Consider the following 17,956-nt stretch of genomic DNA (forward strand, 5'->3'; position numbering starts at 1 on the left):
TAATATATATGAATAAAACAATAGATACTTTGCCACTTAACTTTCGTATTTTAATAAAATTAGCCCCACTCCCTCTGATTAGTGGCATTATTATGGCAATAATCTCAACAATGCTAAGTTTAGCACCATTATGGATCATCTATAAAATCAGCCAGATTTGTTTTTCAACATCACCTAATATTCAACAAATAAATAATCTAGTTTATATCACTGTGATTATTTTAATTTTACGTTGGGGATTAATGGCAATAAGTCATATTGCCGCACATCGGGGTGCTTTTTATATTCAGCATCAATTACAACTCGCAATAGCTAAAAAAATCAGTAAAGTACCATTATCATTTTTTGCTCAATATGGCAGTGGAAATCTGCGACGTATTATCAATGATGATATAAAAAGCTTAGAAGGTTTTTTCGCACATATGCTACCTGATCTCGTCTCAGCCATAGTGACTCCCTTTATCGCTATTATATTACTTTTTTATGTAAATTGGCCTCTTGCCTTATTATCTCTAACCCCATTACCCATTGCTTTTATGGCTCAACTTCTCATGTTGCGTCGAGCCAATAAACAAACCAATGAGTGGATGAATATTCAGAAAAAAATTGCTAATGAAATAGGAGAATATATTAAAGGAATACGAGAAATAAAAGCGTTTAACTTAACCTCCCATACTTTTGGTAAATTATCTCAATCTATCAATTCCTCTGTTAAATGGATAAAAAATAATGTCAAAGCTAGTACAGGCTCTTGGATGGTATTTAGTGGGATATTAACAGCGAATCTCGTTATTATAGCACCAGTAGGTGGGTGGATGTATTTAAATCAAAATATTGATTTATCTACTTATATTTTATTTTTAATGACATCCCCCCTCGTACTTGCGCCGTTATTACGACTAACATTTGTGCTAGGAGAACAAGCTCAACGAAAACAAACCTTAAAACATATCAGTATGATCCTTGAACTTTCAGAGCATAAACAACATGATAAACATTTTACTCTCCCTAAAAATAGCGATATTACTTTTAAAGATGTCTGTTTGGATCATGGTGATAAACCGATATTAGAGAAAATTAGTTTTAATGCCCAAGCGGGTACAACAACTGCAATTGTAGGCCACAGTGGTGCAGGAAAATCCTCATTATTAAAACTAATTCCCCGTTTTTATGATTGTACTTCTGGCCAAATAAAAATAGGTCAATATGATATCAACTACTGGCCAGAAATTGATTTACTTTCTCAAATAAGTGTTGTTTTTCAAGATGTATATCTATTTCATGGAACTATTTTAGAAAATTTACTCATAGCAAATCCTAATGCCTTATTTGAGGATATTATCAAAGCAACTAAAGCAGCCAATATTCATCATGTTATTGAAAAACTCCCAGCAGGATATAATACATTAATTGGTGAACAAGGAAATAAACTTTCAGGTGGAGAGAAACAGCGATTATCAATTGCAAGAGCACTATTAAAAAACTCTCCAATCCTACTTCTCGATGAAATTACTGCCAATGTTGATGCTGAAAATGAAATTTTGATCTATCGCGCATTAAAGAGTCTATGCCAGAATCGGACTGTTATTATGATCACTCATAACCTACATACTATTATTAACGCAGATAAAATTATTGTGCTTGATAATGGAAAGATTATTGATACAGGTACACACACCCATTTATTAAACCAATGCCCAACCTATCAAAAATTATGGAATGATTATAGTCACACTATTCATTGGCAATTAATCCAGGAGAATAATAATGATTAAAGAATTAATTAAATCAGGTTATTTGCTTTCTAATAAAAAAGATAAAGATTTAATGGTGGGTCTATGCCTTGCCGTAGTTGAAGGTCTTTTTGCTACTATTCCGTATATTCTACTCTATTTTTTATTAATTGATCTTTTTGCCAATAAAATCACACTAGCTCAGTTATTTTATTACTTTTTATCAATACTCTTATCTATTGTTCTGCGTATTGTCATTGGTACTTATAGTATGCCAATGATTTTTATTGGTGCTTATAAAATGATGGGACAAGCCCGTCTAAGAATAGCCGATCATTTACGAAAAATCCCGATTGGCTGGTTTTCTTCTCAACGCAGTGGTGATCTTGCATCACGGCTTACTGCTGATTTAGAGATCATTGAAAATATCTGGTCACATTTCTTAGGAATGTTTATCAGTACTTTAGCGATGCCTGTTTTTCTCTCACTATTCTTAGTATGGGTAGATTGGCAACTCACTTTAATTATATTATTTTCTATTCCAATCGCTCTGTTCGCATTATCCATAAGCCATAAAATAATGTTAAAAGCTGCACAACAGGCAGCTGATGCTAATGCCAATGTACAATCCGAATTACTCGATTATATCCAAGGAATTATGGTTATTCGTAGTTTTGGGCGACTTGGTCCTGCATGGAAAAAACTAAAAGCAGCCTTAGAAACACAAAATAAAACCCAAATAGTTCTAGATTCCAAGCCTGCCCCTTGGATTGCACTTTATGGTTTTATTCTTGAATCAGGTTTTATTTTATTAATGATAATAGGAACAAGCCGTTTAATTAGTGGCTCACTTTCTCCTTCTCAATTCGTTTTTTTCCTTGTATTAGCACTCCCCATTTATCGACAATTCTTTGATTTAGGATTATCCAGTATGTTGTTAAATTATGCACAAAAATCATTACAACGCATAGAAGAAGTAATGAAAGTGGTTCCACTTTCTGAGCCTAAATATACTCAATTACCAATAAGAACAGATATCTATTTTAACAATGTAAGCTTTATTTATCCTTATAATAGTCAATTAACATTAGATAATATATCTTGCTGTTTTCCTGAAAAAAGCTTTACTGCTATTGTTGGCCCTAGTGGCTCAGGGAAAAGCACTTTACTACAGCTTATTTCTCGTCTATGGGATGTTAACCAAGGTGAAATATTGCTAGATGATATTAATATTAACCAAATAAATTCCGATAAACTCTGTTCATATGTATCTTCTGTTTATCAAGATGTCGTTTTATTTTCAGGAACAATTAAAGATAATATTTTAATGGGAAAAACAGATGCTCACGATGATGAAATAATAACTGCAGCTAAATTAGCTAATGCACATGAGTTTATTATACAAAAACCACAAAATTATGATACTCCTATTGGTTACGGTGGTATGTTACTCTCAGGTGGAGAACGTCAACGTCTTTCTCTTGCTAGAACTTTATTAAAAAATGCACCAATTTTACTGATCGACGAAGCAACATCGAGTATCGATTGTTCATCAGAAGTATTAATTCAACAAGCTTTATCATTGTTATCAAAAGATAAGACAATCATTATGATTGCCCATCGATTAAATAGCATTAAAAATGCCGATAACATTATCGTAATGGAAAATGGAAAAATAGCAGAACAAGGAAAACATGCTGAGTTACTTGCAAAAAATGGCTTATATGCACATTTATGGTTACAACAGAAAGCGTTATGCTAATAGCCAAATGCAATGAGTAATAGCAACTTGTTTATAGATAATGAGGTGCATATCTGGATTGGTAATCTACAAACGATACCATGTTTAAGTAAAGCTAAATCCAGAATGCACATCTTAAATAACGATGAAATTTCATCGTTATTCGACTACCCTTTTATAAAACAACGAAATATTTTTTTGCTATCAAGAGTCATGTTACGCGATATTTTATCATTTTATTTAAAAATTTCACCAGAAGATGTAAGATTTTCAAAAAATGAGTACGGGAAACCATTTATTTTAAACGAATCAAAGGAAAGCATTTACTTCAATTTATCACATTCAAATAATTGTGTTGCTCTCGCTATTTCAAATACATCATCCGTTGGTATTGATATTGAATATTTCAACCGTGATATAGAAATAAATAGCATTATAGATTATTATTTCTCAAAAAAAGAAAAAAAATACCTATCTTATTTTGACGAGACTCAAAAAAAACATAATTTCTATAAGATGTGGACATTAAAAGAAGCCTATATTAAATCAAGAGGCATTGGATTATCAGAAGAAATCATTAAGAATTTAGATTTTTATATAAAGAGAGATCAATTTGATAAATTATATTTTATAGAACAGCATTACTCTGCTCATCTTTCATATATTACCAAATCAATATTAGATAGCTATAAAATATCCATAATCACATATCACCATCCATTTAACTATAAATTCTTAACATGGGGTGATATAAAAAGCAACCTGCCACATCATTTATTATAGTTATACGACCACAATGAAATTATATATTAACAGTTAGTTTTAAGTATTATTTGACTGACTATAGGTCATATAAAAGATATGACAATTCAATTCATATATTCACACCAAAACACGAATAAATTATAAAAAACCATCAATATATTAGCACTCATATAAATAAGGAAAAATTATGTTTAACAATAAAACAAAAAATACTATTATTAAAAATAAATCCGATTGGTTAACCATACCTGAAGCTGTATACCTAGCCAACCAGAAAAAAACAGAGAAACAATTAACCGACAGCGACGTTTATCGCCATGCGCTATCTTGAAACATTTATTTATCTATATACTTTCAATCTACAATTATATTAAGGAAAGTCACAAAAATTAAGAATAAAATTAAATTGAAAAAAATAGGAAACTCTCTCACAGATCGTTTATGCTATCTTGATACACATTGTTTCATTAAACATATAAATTATACCACACTCACTCAAGATAAATATATTCATTCTAAAAAAATGGGTCATTGATACCACTCTGATCGGGTATGAATTCGTAACAATTCAACACTTACTGGCGCACTCAATCAATATATCACCACCAATCACAGGCAATCAATGTATTAATTATGGCATTTCAGTTTTATTATCAAGAACTCTATTTCAAGCGTTTGAGAAAATAACATGAAAAGAACGAATTAGCCAACAACTAATGTAATTACCTGAAGAACTAAAATCTGAGATTTATAACAACATTAATCGAATGAAACTCATAAATCCAGTGACAAAGAATATTTCCCTATTTATAAATTACCACAAGATTCCTGTTTTGTAATTCGCCTGACTGAACTACAAAAGCTGATGAATGCCTATGTAAATATTAAACACACTCCAACATCGACACGCATATCCAGCCCTTTATCTCGTCTTTTCTGGCTTTCATGTAAACATAATGAAGTCATCAGTCCATTACTAGGAAAACCTTACAAGCTTTTATCCATTTTCGAACAATGGGCATCTACCGAAGGTATTACTGACAAATTCAGCGGCGATACACTGAAAACAGCACTTGAACGCGGTTCTCCCACTTCAGTGCCTTATTGATTTAACTCACCATTATACTGAAATACGTATTAAGAACTCAAAAACTCTTAATACGGGCTTACGTGCTTTCTTCTTCACCTTCGCTTATGCTTTTTTATCTTCTCCAACCCCACTCTACACTGGAGAAAATCATGACATCACATCAGTTATTACGCCTGAAACAGGTCGAAGAAAAAACCGGTCTGAAACGCTCGCAAATCTATCTGTATATGAAAGGGGGCTCTTTTCCTCGTTCAATAATAAAGGTTGGCCCTGCCAGCGTAGCCTGGCTCGAATCTGAAATTGATGAATGGATCAACCTCAAATTAGCCAACCGCTGAAGTGTTTAAGGAAGGTCCGAAATCATGATTCCGTCTCTGAATTACGCCGTATTAACAGATGCCCTGCGTGCGCTGAAAGAAGACAATATTCACCATCGTGAATCTCTGGGACTCACCTTCGACGAAATGAATACCCTCAGGACAACACTGGTGCTTTAATGAAAAAACGAAATTTCAGTGCAGAATTCAGACGTGAATCCGCTCAGTTAGTGGTGGATCAACACTATACGGTTGCAGATGCCGCAAATGCCATGGATGTCGGACTTTCCACTATGACCCGGTGGGTAAAGCAGCTACGAGATGAACGTGCCGGCAAAACACCTAAAGCCTCCCCTATCACGCCGGAGCAAATTGAGATACGTGAGCTGAAGAAAAAACTTCAACGTATTGAAATGGAAAATGAAATATTAAAAAAGGCTACTGCGCTCTTGATGTCAGATTCCCTGAACAACTCTCGATAATCGGGAAACTCAGAGCGCATTATCCTGTGGCCACGCTTTGCCACGTGTTTGGGGTTCACCGCAGCAGCTATAAATACCGGAAAAACCGTCCTGACAAGCCGGATAGCAGGCTAGCTGTATTACGCAGTCAGGTTCAGGAACTACACGGCCTCAGTCATGGCTCCGAGGATGCAAGAAGTATCGCCACAATGGCCACACACAGGGGCTTCCGGATGGAACGATGGCTTGCCGGCCATCTTATGAGGAAGCTGGGGCTGGTGAGTTGTCAGCAGCCTGTTCACCGATATAGACGTGGGGGACACGAACATATTGCTATCCCGAATCACCTCGGACGTCAGTTTGCAGTGACAGTGCCTGACCAGGTATGGTGCGGCGATGTGACGTATATCTGGACAGGTAAACGCCGGACTTACCTTGCTGTGGTACTCGATCTATTTGCACGGAAACCCGTGGGGTGGGCAATGTCGTTCTCTCCGGACAGCAGGCTGACCACCAAAGCACTGAAAATGGCATGGGAAAGACGCGGTAAGCCATCCGGGGTTATGTTCCACAGTGATTAGGGTAGTCACTATACAAGCAGGTAGTTCAGGCAGTTACTGTGGCGATACCGGATCAGGCAAAGTATGAGCAGGCGCGGAAACTGCTGGGATACTCATTCTAATATACTTTCAAATACCGGATCGGACTGACCCGTGCTGGGATTGGCTCAAATGCCTTTGTGTTGACCTGTCGTCCGATTCTGGTATTTCCCGGGCATAACCGGGCCCAGAGTTTGTGACCTGATAGGAGCTTTGTGCTGCATCCCGAGTGTCCTGTCCTGCGATGGGGATGATTGTGCTACCAATATCTGGAGGCAAACCATGCAAAACGACCGCCAATCTTCTGAAACCGTGATTCTGGGTGTCGATACCCATCTTGATATTCATGTCGGCGCTGTTATCAGTCAGGCAGGTAAACTGCTTGGAACTCACATTATTCAAACAAATCAAGCGGGCTATCTGGAACTACTTGATTGGGCACGTTCTTTCGGTAGCCTCGAACGAGCAGGCATCGAAGGAACAGGAACATATGGTGCCGCATTAACACGCTATCTCATCAAGAATAGCATTTATGTTGTTGAAGTTAACCGGCCAGATCGCTCAAAACGCCGCCTTGAAGGGAAGTCAGATCCACTAGATGCAGAAAATGCAGCCCGGACAGTGCTTTCAGGGAGCAGCAAGGCCATACCAAAAATGCAGTCAGGTGCATGTGAGGCTCTCCGGATTATTAGTGTTGCCCGACGTAGTGCAGTAAAAGCCTGTACGCAGGCGATTAATCAGCTTCGTGCACTGCTGGTTAGTGCCCCGCAAGATGTTCGCGACAAACTCTGGAAATCGAAACCACACGAATGCGTAACTGCCTGCATTAACAGCGAAGTGTCAGAGCACTCACCGTTACGTATAGCCTTGTGCAGTACGCTTCGAAGCCTTGCGAAACGATGGATGGCCCTGACTGAAGAGTTGAATGAACTAGACGAATCACTAGATAAACTGACCCGCAAGTATGCCAGTAACCTTCGTAGCCAGTTTGGCGTTGGGCCACAGACGGCTGCAACACTGCTGGCAGTTGCGGGTGATAACCCCGAACGTTTAAAAAATGAAGCGGCCCTGGCATCGCTCTGTGGCGTAAATCCACTGCCAGCATCATCAGGGAAAACAGTAAGGCACAGATTAAACCGTGGTGGCTCACGTGAAGCAAACAATGCCCTGTGGACAATAGCCCTTGTACGTATGCGTAGCGATCCGCGCACGAGAATCTATGTCGACAGACGAACTGGTGAAGGGCTATCGACTAAAGAGATCCTGAGATGCCTAAAACGCTACATCGTCCGTGAGCTCTATCCATTGATTTTATCGGACCTCGCATATGCCAATCGCCGCTCTTGACATAGGAGCGTCAACAGTCCGATGGAGCGCTTTTTCAGGAGTCTGAAAAATGAGTGGATGCCGGTGACAGGCTACACCAGCTTCAGTGAAGCTGCTCAAGCGATAACGGGTTATATCGTCGGGTATTACAGCGAACTCAGGCCGCACGAATATAACGGTGGATTACCACCAAATGAATCGGAAAACCGATACCGAAAAAACTCTAAAACCGTGGCCAGTTTTAGTTGACCACTACAAAAGCTTATTGATGAACGAACTGATGATGTTTTGTATGGTGAACCATGATACAAAAAATGGACGATGGGCCGAATGATCTCATTTAATACATCTTCGCCTTATACCAACGCGAATGGAAGATTAAAAAAGTGGGCAAAAAATAATAACAATTTAAAGTAAGCATCAGCGTCAAATTAATGGCCGAAAAATCGCTCTATGCCCACATCCTTAATCTGACCACGCCGTGGCAGGTTAAATCCCTTGCTCTCAATAAAAATGCAGATTCTGTAACCGGAACAAAGAATTCTTCAAGGTGGCGATAATATTCCATTATGGAAAGCTAAATATGGCTTTCTGAGCCTTATTACCATGACTAAGGAATACCCTATTATCAACAGTATAAAAATGTAGTTTGCAGGATGAGCGGGCTCTTTACCGTCCGCATTCGCAGGGAAATTGAAATCTATGTCACTCTGCCAGATCCAAAAATAAGGTTAAGGCCGCATTCCTTTGCGGCGTCTTATTCCTCTGTTCAGACCTTATCCATCATATAACGATGCGCTTTCGATGCTGCCTGGCGGCTTTAAAAATATAGCGCTTATCGTTTTTCAGTGCTTTCAGCCAAGAAGCAATATAACTTTCGTGCTGAACCTATCCGACAATCCCCAGATCCGCCATCAGGAACACGCTTCCCAGCTCGGCGATCAACTCTTCAAATGCATAATTTTCACTGCTAAATCTTCCTTTCATTTCGCGGTTCAGGCGACTTTTGCCATCGCTCCAGTGAACAATCTCATGCAGATCCGTGGCATAAAAGCTAGCGGCATCGGAAAAAAACGACGTTCAGGTAACAAAACCTCATCTGTTGATGGCATGAAAAAGGCGTTTTGTCCTTTCTCAATGATGTTAGCACCGCTGTTACAGAACAGATTTTCAGCCTGTGGCAACGCGTCAAACGTCGCTTGTGGGGCAACGGTATCTGCCGTCAGTGAGAGGCCATCAATTTGTTCGACATTAAACACGACAAAGGTTTTCAGCATCGGGATATGGTCAATTTCTCCGGTGTCGTTTTCCTTCTCCAGGATGGTATAAAAAATGGCGGTCATGCCGTGCTAGTCCTTACGAACTTGCGCACCTTCTGCCCTAGCCTGTTTGTATGTCATCCAGCAGGAATCACTGAATCCTCATTCTGATTCACTGCACCCGCTGTAGGCTGTGCCAGTAGCGTAGTTGGAAGGCATGCCGGACATACCCGGTACGCGCTGCCACGGACACACTCAGGGTTTAACGCCTACTTCCAGTGTGGTAATGATGAGGTCGGTAACGATCTGATAAATATCGGTTCTGGTTTTGGAAAATTTCGTTTTTGAGGAGCCTGACGGGTCCAGCGGGGATACGCTGGTCGCCGTTGCGGTGTTAGAGGCACTTGTCTGAGTATGCAAGGAAGTGATCATAGTTTTTTCTCCATCAGTAATGTGATTTTCATCTTCGTATCGCCTGACAGTTCGCTTTCTCGGCATCGTTCTGGCCCACAAGGGTGCAGCATGCGTGCACTTCACCCTTACGGGACCGGTTGTGCCGTGAAATGATTAACCGGAAGCTGATACGGGAACAAAAAGCACACAGGAGGAAAAATCGGTCCCTGCATAGCCGAACTTAGCGCCCTTTACTCCGTATTGGTGAAAAGTAGATTTGTGGTAATGAATTGGGGATTGGTACTGATAGAAACATCTTGTTGGCACCGAGATCTCAAAAAATGTCTAGAATTAAAACAGGTGTGCTTACCTTAATGTGATAGAGCCCTAAAACATGCATCTTCAAGTTAATTGTGCATGATTATAAAAAAAAGAGGCACCCATAGAGTACCTCACTTACTTTATATCTTATTAAATCAGAATATATTAAAAATCAATTTTGACATTTATCCCATAATTTCGACCCGGTAATGGGACTAAATATTTCAATTGAGAAGATGCAGGTCTTGCTTCAGTATCGGTGAGATTATTAATAATAAAATCAACCGAAACATCTACCTTATCAAGGTGGTATTTTTTGCCAATCCCCGCATCAACTAACGTATAGGAAGGAAAGGCCATATCTCCACCATACATTAACCCACCGCTTTCTTTTTGTTTTTTATAGTAAGTTGCACTACTAAATGCAGTTAATTCATCATGTTGGTAATAAATACTGATACCATGCTTTTCATTAGGTAAATTTGGCAAATAGTGACCTGCAATAAACAGTTTTCTTTTGCTTTTATTTTCGACAAAATCACCAAATAGTGTAAATGTTAGATTGTGATCATGAGGCATTTCATATAAATATTTAAATTCATATTCTAATCCTTTTGTTTCAAGATCGGTGTCATCCCATTCCATAACAGGACCAGCACCACGACTGATACCCGTTAATCGTCTAAATTTAAAACCACTGTAGTCTGTTTTATACAAATTAAGTTTATTAGAGAAATTGCCAATCTCAATAACAGATGATAATTCAATACTTTTGCTTTTTTCGGTATTAAATTCACTGTTTCCTTGTTCTTCAATTAAATAAGCATAATGAGGGCCATGTGTATAAAGTTCATTAATTTCTGGTGCTCGATAAGAAATATTTTGTTGTAGTTTTAATGTCCATTCATCAATTGGTGTAAAAGATAGAGCGAGTGTATTTGCACTTGTATCAAAATGACGGTTTTGTAAATTAGAACCTTGCCCTCTACCACGATTATAATTCGCTGGAATATTGAGATTATGTTGAGTGTAACCTTTACGATATCCAGCAGTGAGCTCAAAAGGAGATAAATTTAGCGATTCAACCCAATATATTCCGTACTCTTTGGTTAATACACTGGGTAAATAAGCATCATAACCAGACGTTTTCAGATCACGATAATTACCGTTGATCCCAAACGCACCATTAAGTCGATTAAATAGCGGAGTATGTGCAGTTTCTAAAGCTAACTGATGGCTTTTTGTATTAAATACCGATGAAGCAATTTGGCCGACTAACTCTTCATCTTTAGATTCAGAATAAGAATAATAAAAAGCACTGTCTCTTAAAAATGGTGCTAAATGATCATGTTTTCCTTGTATATCTATTCTTCGATTACTATTTGAAACCGAAACAGGTTTATACCTTTCTCGAGTTGTTTTAGTTGTGAGATAAGCATAGCCTGGCACTCCATACGATGTTTGAAAATCAGTGACAGAAAAACCTAAGTAACCGTCATCTCCGATATAAGAGAGTGATGCGTTACCACTTTGGCTTTTTAAAAAGCTATTGGGAATTTCGTTATTATTATTTTCAACATAATGCTTTGGAGGTGTGACATGTTCAATAGATGTGGGGCTACCAGGTTTATATCGTAAGTTAGGTTCATTATCTACATAACCAATACCTGAAAAATAGTCCTTATCTTTAAAGGTATATTTATCATCCTCGCTTAACTCATATTCAACCTGATATTTTTTCCAAAACTCACTAATGTAAGGATACGCTTCAGGGTTACGGCTAGTAAACACTTTCATATCCACTTGGCATTGATCACGTAATGCAGAGTGGTCTTTTAGCTGTTGATAGCTATAGCAAGCACCAACTTTAGAGCGTGTTGGAATTTTATATTTTGAGACTCGTTTAGTAGCACCGGAAAGATTAAAAATCCAGTTTTCTTTATTACTGAATTTAATATTTACTGATCCACCGTTACCATTATTAGTGCTACCATTAAATGTCACGGCACCTGAAATTGCTTTTTCAGGAAACTGTGTCATTATTCGATCATCCCACAAATGAATTGCACCACCACTGCTGCTACCACCATAAAGTAGTGCTTCGGAGCTTTTACTAATTGATATTTCGTTAATTCTATTCATATCAACAGGAATAGGCATATTCCCACTAATAAATGAAACATCATTAATCGGAAGATTATTAACTAAAATCCCGACTCTATTGCCAGAGAGACTTCGAATAACAGGCCTTGCCGCATTTGGGCCAAAACCTTCCGCTTGTACACCAGCAACTTTTGAAACGGTATTACCAATCGTATTTGTTTTTATTTGTTCAAGTTGTTTTCCTTTTATCTCTTCTCGATTATTGAGTAATAAAGAGGAGAATGTCTCTTTGTTTTTTATTGATGTTGCTTTAACAGTAATAACATCGTTTGATGTTTCTTTTTCTTGGCTTTTATCTTGATTATTCTCTTTTCCATATAAAGGAGACGACAAAAGTATAAGTAAAATAATAGAGAGTTTACTTTTTTTCATGATATTCATATTAGAATGTAAGAGTAGCGCCTAAGATAATATTACGACCAGGTAAATACATTTCATCTTTAATATAAGAGGTGCTGTCTTTCCCTTTTACATCAAAGATATTATTAATCTTGGCGTATAAGGTATAATCTGTGTTATCTAAATAACCAATATATTCACTACCTAAACTAACTGTGTTATAAGCCTCTGTGGATGTTTCATAGTCTGCTGTTTTATTCTGTTTTCCAAAATGATCAATGCGAATTTGTCCAATTACGTTTTCTGTAAAACTATGTTTAATATAAGTACTTAAACGATAAGCCGGTATTCTTGGTATATTTCCCTTATTGTGTAGTAAATTTGCTCTAACATAATCACCAGAAATACCAATTAAGCTATCTTGGTTATAGTAATAATCAATATTTCCTTCTATACCTTTAAACTGTGCATCATTTTGAACATATTGTAATGAACGATAGCCATTATTTAATTCAGTCCCCGTAAATTGACCGTAAATATAATTATTAATACGGTTATAATAGGCACTCATATTGAATTGAATATCACCTGTTACTTTAGTTATTCCAATATCAATATTATTTGCAGCCTCTGCGGTTAAATTAGGATCGCCTTTTTCAATAGTTCGACTTGCAGCATGAACACCATTCGCGTAAAGCTCTTCTGCAACAGGTAATCTTTTCGTGTGTGAAAGTGATAAATTTAAAAAATAGTCTTGTGTAAAATTCCATGCTAATCCAGCAGAAATAGAAGATGCACTCTGCTTATTATTTTTTTGAGTTTCTCTATTTAACAGTGATTGCCACTCTTGGCGAAATCCTAATTCATAGCGAAAATCACCTAATTGGTATTCTTCTAATAAAAAGAGTGAGTGATTTTTTGTTTTTGTTGACGGTACATAAGCTTCTTCTCCTTGAGCACTAAAATCACGCTGGTTAAATTGCCCGCCAATAACACCATGCCAACCCCAAATAGGTTGATGTGTAAATGTCAGTCTTAATTCATCGCCTTTGTTTTTAAATGAGGTACTGACTTCATTTCCTTCTTTTTCATCATGATGATAATCGGTTCTGACCGCACTGAAACGTATTGATTCAATACCAGTAAATGGATTGTTTTTTTCACCACGAAGATCCCATCGTTTGCTATCCATAACAATATAAGGAATACCATGTTGATGTTGTTCATCAGGGTATTCATGATTGTGATTATGATGATGATGGCCGATTAAAGGAGGGCGAATTGGGGCGTGATGATGGTGATCATCTTCATGATCATGAAAATGCGTATGACCAGGCAGCCCATATCGACGATGTTGTTCACCATAACCAATCCCTATATAACCGTCATCAAAAAGCCAGGATACACCAATATTTGCCGATTGGTTATCTTGATAAGATCCTGCTAAACGGCTAGTTTCTCCTTGATGTAAAGGTTCTGGTTGTTTGTAATCACTTTGATAACGTTTAGTACCCTCAAGGCGAAGCGCCAAATTATTTTCTCCTAACGTTAATCCTACTGATCCTGTATTTCCTTTAGAAACAGAATCGTATTGATAATGCAATTCACCCTCATAGCCTTTTTCAGGCACTGACATAGGAATCTTGCTATCAATAACATTAATTGCACCGCCTATTGTGCCTCCTCCATAAAGTAATGTTGAAGGGCCTTTTAATACTTCAATGCGTTGACTTAAAAAGGGTTCACTGGTGATTGTATGATCTGCACCAATAGAGGATACGTCCATAAGATCACTACCACTGTGTAATACCTTGACTCGATTGCCTGACATTCCTCGAATAACTGGATGAACTGAGCCTCCACCAAAAAAGCTGGCATGAAAACCTGGTAAGGATGTTAAGGTTTCAGCAATCGAGGCACTACGATTAGCGCGTAGATCTTCTTGTGTCAGAACAGAAACGGGGATCGCCATTTTCTCTTGCGGAGTATGCAAAGGTGTTGAATAGACCTCTAATACCTCATTGTTCCGATTTTCAGTTGATTTTATTGCAGGGCTTGCATTTGCAAATAAGGAATAACTCATTGAAATAAAAAATGTTGTATAATTAAAAATAGATTTTTTCATACTATCCGCCATTTTTTGTTATGTTATAACATATCACATTGTATGTATATATAATTATCATTAGCAAGTGATTATTTAAAAAATAATAAAAATTTGGGCTGTCCTAGATAAGGTTTAAGTTTTAACTATCTGTTTTAGAATACTTAATTGCTTCTTTGCAGCTTGGCGTATTAAACGGGTTATTGTTAAATCTGGTGTATGGCACCATCAGACAATGCTCCGATCTGATGCTTCATCCTCTGCATACTGGGGTTGACGGTGTAAGTATCCCGCATAATTAATTTGCCAACGAAGGAGATCGCTATGCGTAAAGCCTGTTTTACTGAGCATCAGATCATCGCCGTAATTAAGTCGGTTGAAACCGGGCGGACTGTTAAAGTTGATGACTTTAACCGTGAGACATTGTCGATTAAAATCATTCTGAATCTGCCAGATCTGCGAATGATCCGTGTACTCGACAGGATCGCGGCAAACTGCGGCTACCCGATCATGCTGCACATGAATAATGGTCCAGAATTTATCTCACTGATACTGGCTGAATGGGCAGAAAAACATGCAGTAAAACGGGATCTTATCCAGCCAGGTAAGCCGACGCAGGACACTTTCATTGAATACTTTAACCGGACATACCGTACATACGCGATTTTTATATATTCATGATCAGACGTGAGATAAATAACGAATTGGAGTGGGTTTAAACAGGTTATAACGAATAGGTTACTGTAATTAATTTTCAGTATATGTAAGAGAATTTCGAGTCCGTTTACCATGCTGTGTAAACGCCTTTTTCAAAAGTGACCATCCTAGCGGTCGCGGTCACCGAACTCGACAATAAAGCGACTCTATTACTATACGCCAGTTCCTCAGCGGCATTGTCCATTTTTGCGAGGCAATCCGTCAGACAGTGCGGGGTTAGGATTGAAGCCACAGAGCACCGTTATCACTGGATACAATGGTACGTTGGCTCAATCTCAGGCTACGTGGGTATTGTACTATGGACGCTTTTGTCAATCAGTAATGGATTATATAGCCAGACATATCGATCTGTACCTTGCTAAATGGGTTACCCGTAAATACAAGAGGGGACACGGTAGTCTGGTTCAAGCGTATGAATGATTAGACAGGATCCGGAATGTTAAACTCAGTTTGTTTGCACACTGGACTATTTGTACGCGATGTTACCAGTCAACTACAAGAGCCAGATGACGGGATACTGCCACGTCCGGCTCCGTGGGAGTGGAGGGGGAAAGTTCCCCTCCACGACGCGATAACCTCATATAATACTAGAAAATAAAAATCAGATAAATGATAGTGTTCACTACTTTTTAGTGATACACCTTGCAGAATGTACCATTGCAACAAATCCTGCTGCTATCATCATAGTATCTTTCAGAACTAACCTTCCCGCACCGGAAAGATAAGGAAACTCAGTATGAGCATCTGCTCCATGTACCCAGGTTTCAGGTGTAAACACCAAAAATGTTAATGTGACAAATGGCGTAAGAAACACTAAGGCAGAGCCCTTTCCATTTATTATTAAGATAAACATCAGCATAGTACTTTCCTGCTGGAGTTGGATTTCCTTGATTGAAACGATGAATATCTAACGTCGTCTTCCCTTGAGTATGCTGTAAAAAACTGGGATCAAATTCAGCATATTCCATAGCCACTGTGTCCATGGAAAAAACTCCCAGTGAAATAAATATGGCAGGCAGGAATGAATGATGTTCAGTTTAAGTGCAATATTTCATAAATATTATCCTTATTTCAGAGCTGACTCACTTAATTCATGCCCACCATAATCGTTAACAACTGTCCACTTCACTTTTCCATATCCCGACATATTTCCATGTATAGGAAGGCGTATTGAAGAATAAGGAGCAACCATATCTACTGGATTAATTGATTGTGAGTAGTTGCTCTGAATCAAAGTAATATGATTATAAGTAATAAAATAAGGACTTTGATTATCTGCACAAAGAAAGGCCTTTGCTCCTTGTTTTTCAATATGCCATATAACAGAATTATAGGCCTCACTGAGAGAACGTGTGAGTTTTTCTGGACGATAGAATAGCTTTATGCGACTATGGATCGGGAGTTGAAGATAATTTGAGTTTACATTTAAATTATTTTTATTTTCAAATTTAGGTTTAGCTGAAATATCCAGTATATTTAGCCAAAAAATTGATTCACGATCATTAGGCAGTGCTTCACCCGTATACATAATTCGTAATGTTTGCCCTGTGTGAGGTTCTATACGAAATATAAGCGGAGTAATAATAAAGGGAACATTGACTGAGTCTGGAGCAACACTGGCATCACCAGTATCAATCCAGGACTGAATTAAAGATGGAGTAGATTCATCATTATTAATTTTAATATTAATACCTTCCTAGTTTTCAGGATAAATAACTCAGGTACCCAACATTAGCATAACTTGACACAGAAAATAAGCCGGCCATCATGAAAAAGAAAAGTTTTTTCATGGAAACTCCGAACAAAGCAGTGCAGATGAGCTGCCTTGTAAATAATGATAATAAAAACGCACGATTATTATTTATTACTCATAGGCAATAGTGTAATTAACACTAGAAATGACATCCCCTACAATTGCTTTTCCTGTAGCATAATATTGGGCCATATAGCGTAGTGTCGCTTCATCGTCACTATTAATAGCTTCTGAATGGACATCCTGTCCGACAAAGTCTTTCCCTAATTGAATAGCAGTAGTACCATCGTTATTTAATAACTGAATTTGAACATTTTGTGCTCCGTCAGAGCTTGCATTTTTTAGTTTGTTCGTATTAAAGTCAGTATTAGCTCCGGGTTCAAAAAAAGCTTTCACATTACTAGATCCATTTTGTCCAGTAGTGCATCCAGTAAGACTAATTGTACCGTCATATGCCATTGCTGAGTTAAAAATAGCAACAGACAGTACCGTACTTAAAGCAATATTATTTTTAAATTTCATTATTTGGTTACTAACATAAAAATCAATCTATAAACTTCATTGAGGGTATTTATATCCTTAATTTATATATTAAAACTATAAAAAACAGGTGCTACTCTATTAAAATTATTAAATATAAACGCCATTATTTAATAAAAAATTAATAACATTCACCAACATGAAAAATACGGAAGCTTTATTTGAAATTACAAACTTATTATTTATTAAAATGTAACCTCATGTAATTAAAATATAATTAATGGATATAATTTTCTTTCTAAAAATAAATTATGTTAATATGTTATTATTGATCGATAATGTATTTTTTTGATAGATTAAAACCATCAATATAAACATAACAATCGTTTTTAACG

The 17,956-nt window shown here is 37.4% G+C and carries 11 protein-coding genes and 7 pseudogenes; 11 read left to right on the plus strand and 7 right to left on the minus strand.

Features of this window, described 5'->3' with window-relative positions; all coding sequences use genetic code 11:
- Positions 1-8: 8 nt before the first annotated feature.
- The 10 genes and pseudogenes from M1E93_RS03500 to M1E93_RS03545 all read left to right on the plus strand — a co-directional run.
- Positions 9-1,775, plus strand: a complete 1,767-nt coding sequence (locus M1E93_RS03500) for an ABC transporter ATP-binding protein (protein ID WP_001044024.1) — start codon at positions 9-11, stop codon at positions 1,773-1,775.
- Positions 1,768-3,495 carry an ABC transporter ATP-binding protein gene (locus M1E93_RS03505; protein WP_000588838.1) on the plus strand — a complete coding sequence of 576 codons (1,728 nt, stop codon included), beginning with the start codon at positions 1,768-1,770 and terminating at the stop codon, positions 3,493-3,495. The genes M1E93_RS03500 and M1E93_RS03505 overlap by 8 nt, the downstream gene beginning before the upstream one ends.
- A 12-nt stretch (positions 3,496-3,507) precedes the next feature.
- Positions 3,508-4,257, plus strand: coding sequence for a 4'-phosphopantetheinyl transferase family protein (locus M1E93_RS03510; protein WP_000071884.1), 750 nt, complete (start codon positions 3,508-3,510; stop codon positions 4,255-4,257).
- Between the two features lie 169 nt (positions 4,258-4,426).
- A complete protein-coding gene (locus M1E93_RS03515) occupies positions 4,427-4,570 on the plus strand; it encodes a hypothetical protein (RefSeq protein ID WP_000482925.1) in 144 nt (47 codons plus the stop codon).
- Between the two features lie 908 nt (positions 4,571-5,478).
- Positions 5,479-5,667 carry an AlpA family transcriptional regulator gene (locus M1E93_RS03520; RefSeq protein WP_000200567.1) on the plus strand — a complete coding sequence of 63 codons (189 nt, stop codon included), beginning with the start codon at positions 5,479-5,481 and terminating at the stop codon, positions 5,665-5,667.
- 24 nt (positions 5,668-5,691) lie between these two features.
- Positions 5,692-5,805 (plus strand): annotated as a pseudogene (locus tag M1E93_RS03525) (DUF2857 domain-containing protein); the annotation flags it as partial.
- A gap of 20 nt (positions 5,806-5,825) precedes the next feature.
- Positions 5,826-6,778, plus strand: a pseudogene (locus tag M1E93_RS03530) (IS3 family transposase); the annotation flags it as partial.
- Positions 6,779-6,988: 210 nt separating this feature from the next.
- Positions 6,989-8,053: an IS110 family transposase gene (locus tag M1E93_RS03535; protein ID WP_004239726.1), complete on the plus strand. Its 1,065-nt coding sequence runs from the start codon at positions 6,989-6,991 to the stop codon at positions 8,051-8,053.
- Between the two features lie 12 nt (positions 8,054-8,065).
- A pseudogene (locus M1E93_RS03540) lies at positions 8,066-8,281 on the plus strand (integrase core domain-containing protein); the annotation flags it as partial.
- 12 nt (positions 8,282-8,293) lie between these two features.
- Positions 8,294-8,449, plus strand: a pseudogene (locus M1E93_RS03545) (ClbS/DfsB family four-helix bundle protein); the annotation flags it as partial.
- Between the two features lie 352 nt (positions 8,450-8,801).
- On the opposite strand, the pseudogene M1E93_RS03550 reads toward M1E93_RS03545, so the two are convergent.
- The 3 genes and pseudogenes from M1E93_RS03550 to M1E93_RS03560 all read right to left on the minus strand — a co-directional run bounded on the left by M1E93_RS03550 (position 8,802) and on the right by M1E93_RS03560 (position 14,632).
- A pseudogene (locus tag M1E93_RS03550) lies at positions 8,802-9,723 on the minus strand (ArdC family protein).
- Between the two features lie 447 nt (positions 9,724-10,170).
- The gene (locus M1E93_RS03555) at positions 10,171-12,540 is read right to left on the minus strand and encodes a TonB-dependent receptor plug domain-containing protein (protein ID WP_004239729.1); all 2,370 of its coding nucleotides are present in this window, start codon (positions 12,538-12,540) and stop codon (positions 10,171-10,173) included.
- Positions 12,541-12,550: 10 nt separating this feature from the next.
- Complete coding sequence (locus tag M1E93_RS03560; RefSeq protein ID WP_001351060.1) at positions 12,551-14,632, minus strand: TonB-dependent receptor; 2,082 nt, start codon at positions 14,630-14,632, stop codon at positions 12,551-12,553.
- Between the two features lie 378 nt (positions 14,633-15,010).
- Between M1E93_RS03560 and M1E93_RS03565 the strand changes: the two are divergent.
- A pseudogene (locus tag M1E93_RS03565) lies at positions 15,011-15,286 on the plus strand (DDE-type integrase/transposase/recombinase); the annotation flags it as partial.
- A gap of 664 nt (positions 15,287-15,950) precedes the next feature.
- Here the strand turns inward: M1E93_RS03565 and M1E93_RS03570 are convergent.
- From M1E93_RS03570 to M1E93_RS03585, 4 genes and pseudogenes are all read right to left on the minus strand, one after another.
- Positions 15,951-16,154 (minus strand): annotated as a pseudogene (locus M1E93_RS03570) (DUF417 family protein); the annotation flags it as partial.
- A complete protein-coding gene (locus tag M1E93_RS03575) occupies positions 16,093-16,311 on the minus strand; it encodes a FimD/PapC N-terminal domain-containing protein (protein ID WP_071550302.1) in 219 nt (72 codons plus the stop codon). The pseudogene M1E93_RS03570 and the gene M1E93_RS03575, both read right to left, overlap by 62 nt.
- Before the next feature lie 83 nt (positions 16,312-16,394).
- Complete coding sequence (locus tag M1E93_RS03580; RefSeq protein WP_081355108.1) at positions 16,395-17,018, minus strand: fimbrial biogenesis chaperone; 624 nt, start codon at positions 17,016-17,018, stop codon at positions 16,395-16,397.
- A 174-nt stretch (positions 17,019-17,192) separates the two neighbouring features.
- The gene (locus M1E93_RS03585; protein ID WP_000669584.1) at positions 17,193-17,603 is read right to left on the minus strand and encodes a fimbrial protein; all 411 of its coding nucleotides are present in this window, start codon (positions 17,601-17,603) and stop codon (positions 17,193-17,195) included.
- Positions 17,604-17,956: the final 353 nt, after the last annotated feature.

It is taken from the genome of Providencia sp. PROV272 (assembly GCF_049901975.1).
GTDB lineage: Bacteria > Pseudomonadota > Gammaproteobacteria > Enterobacterales > Enterobacteriaceae > Providencia > Providencia stuartii.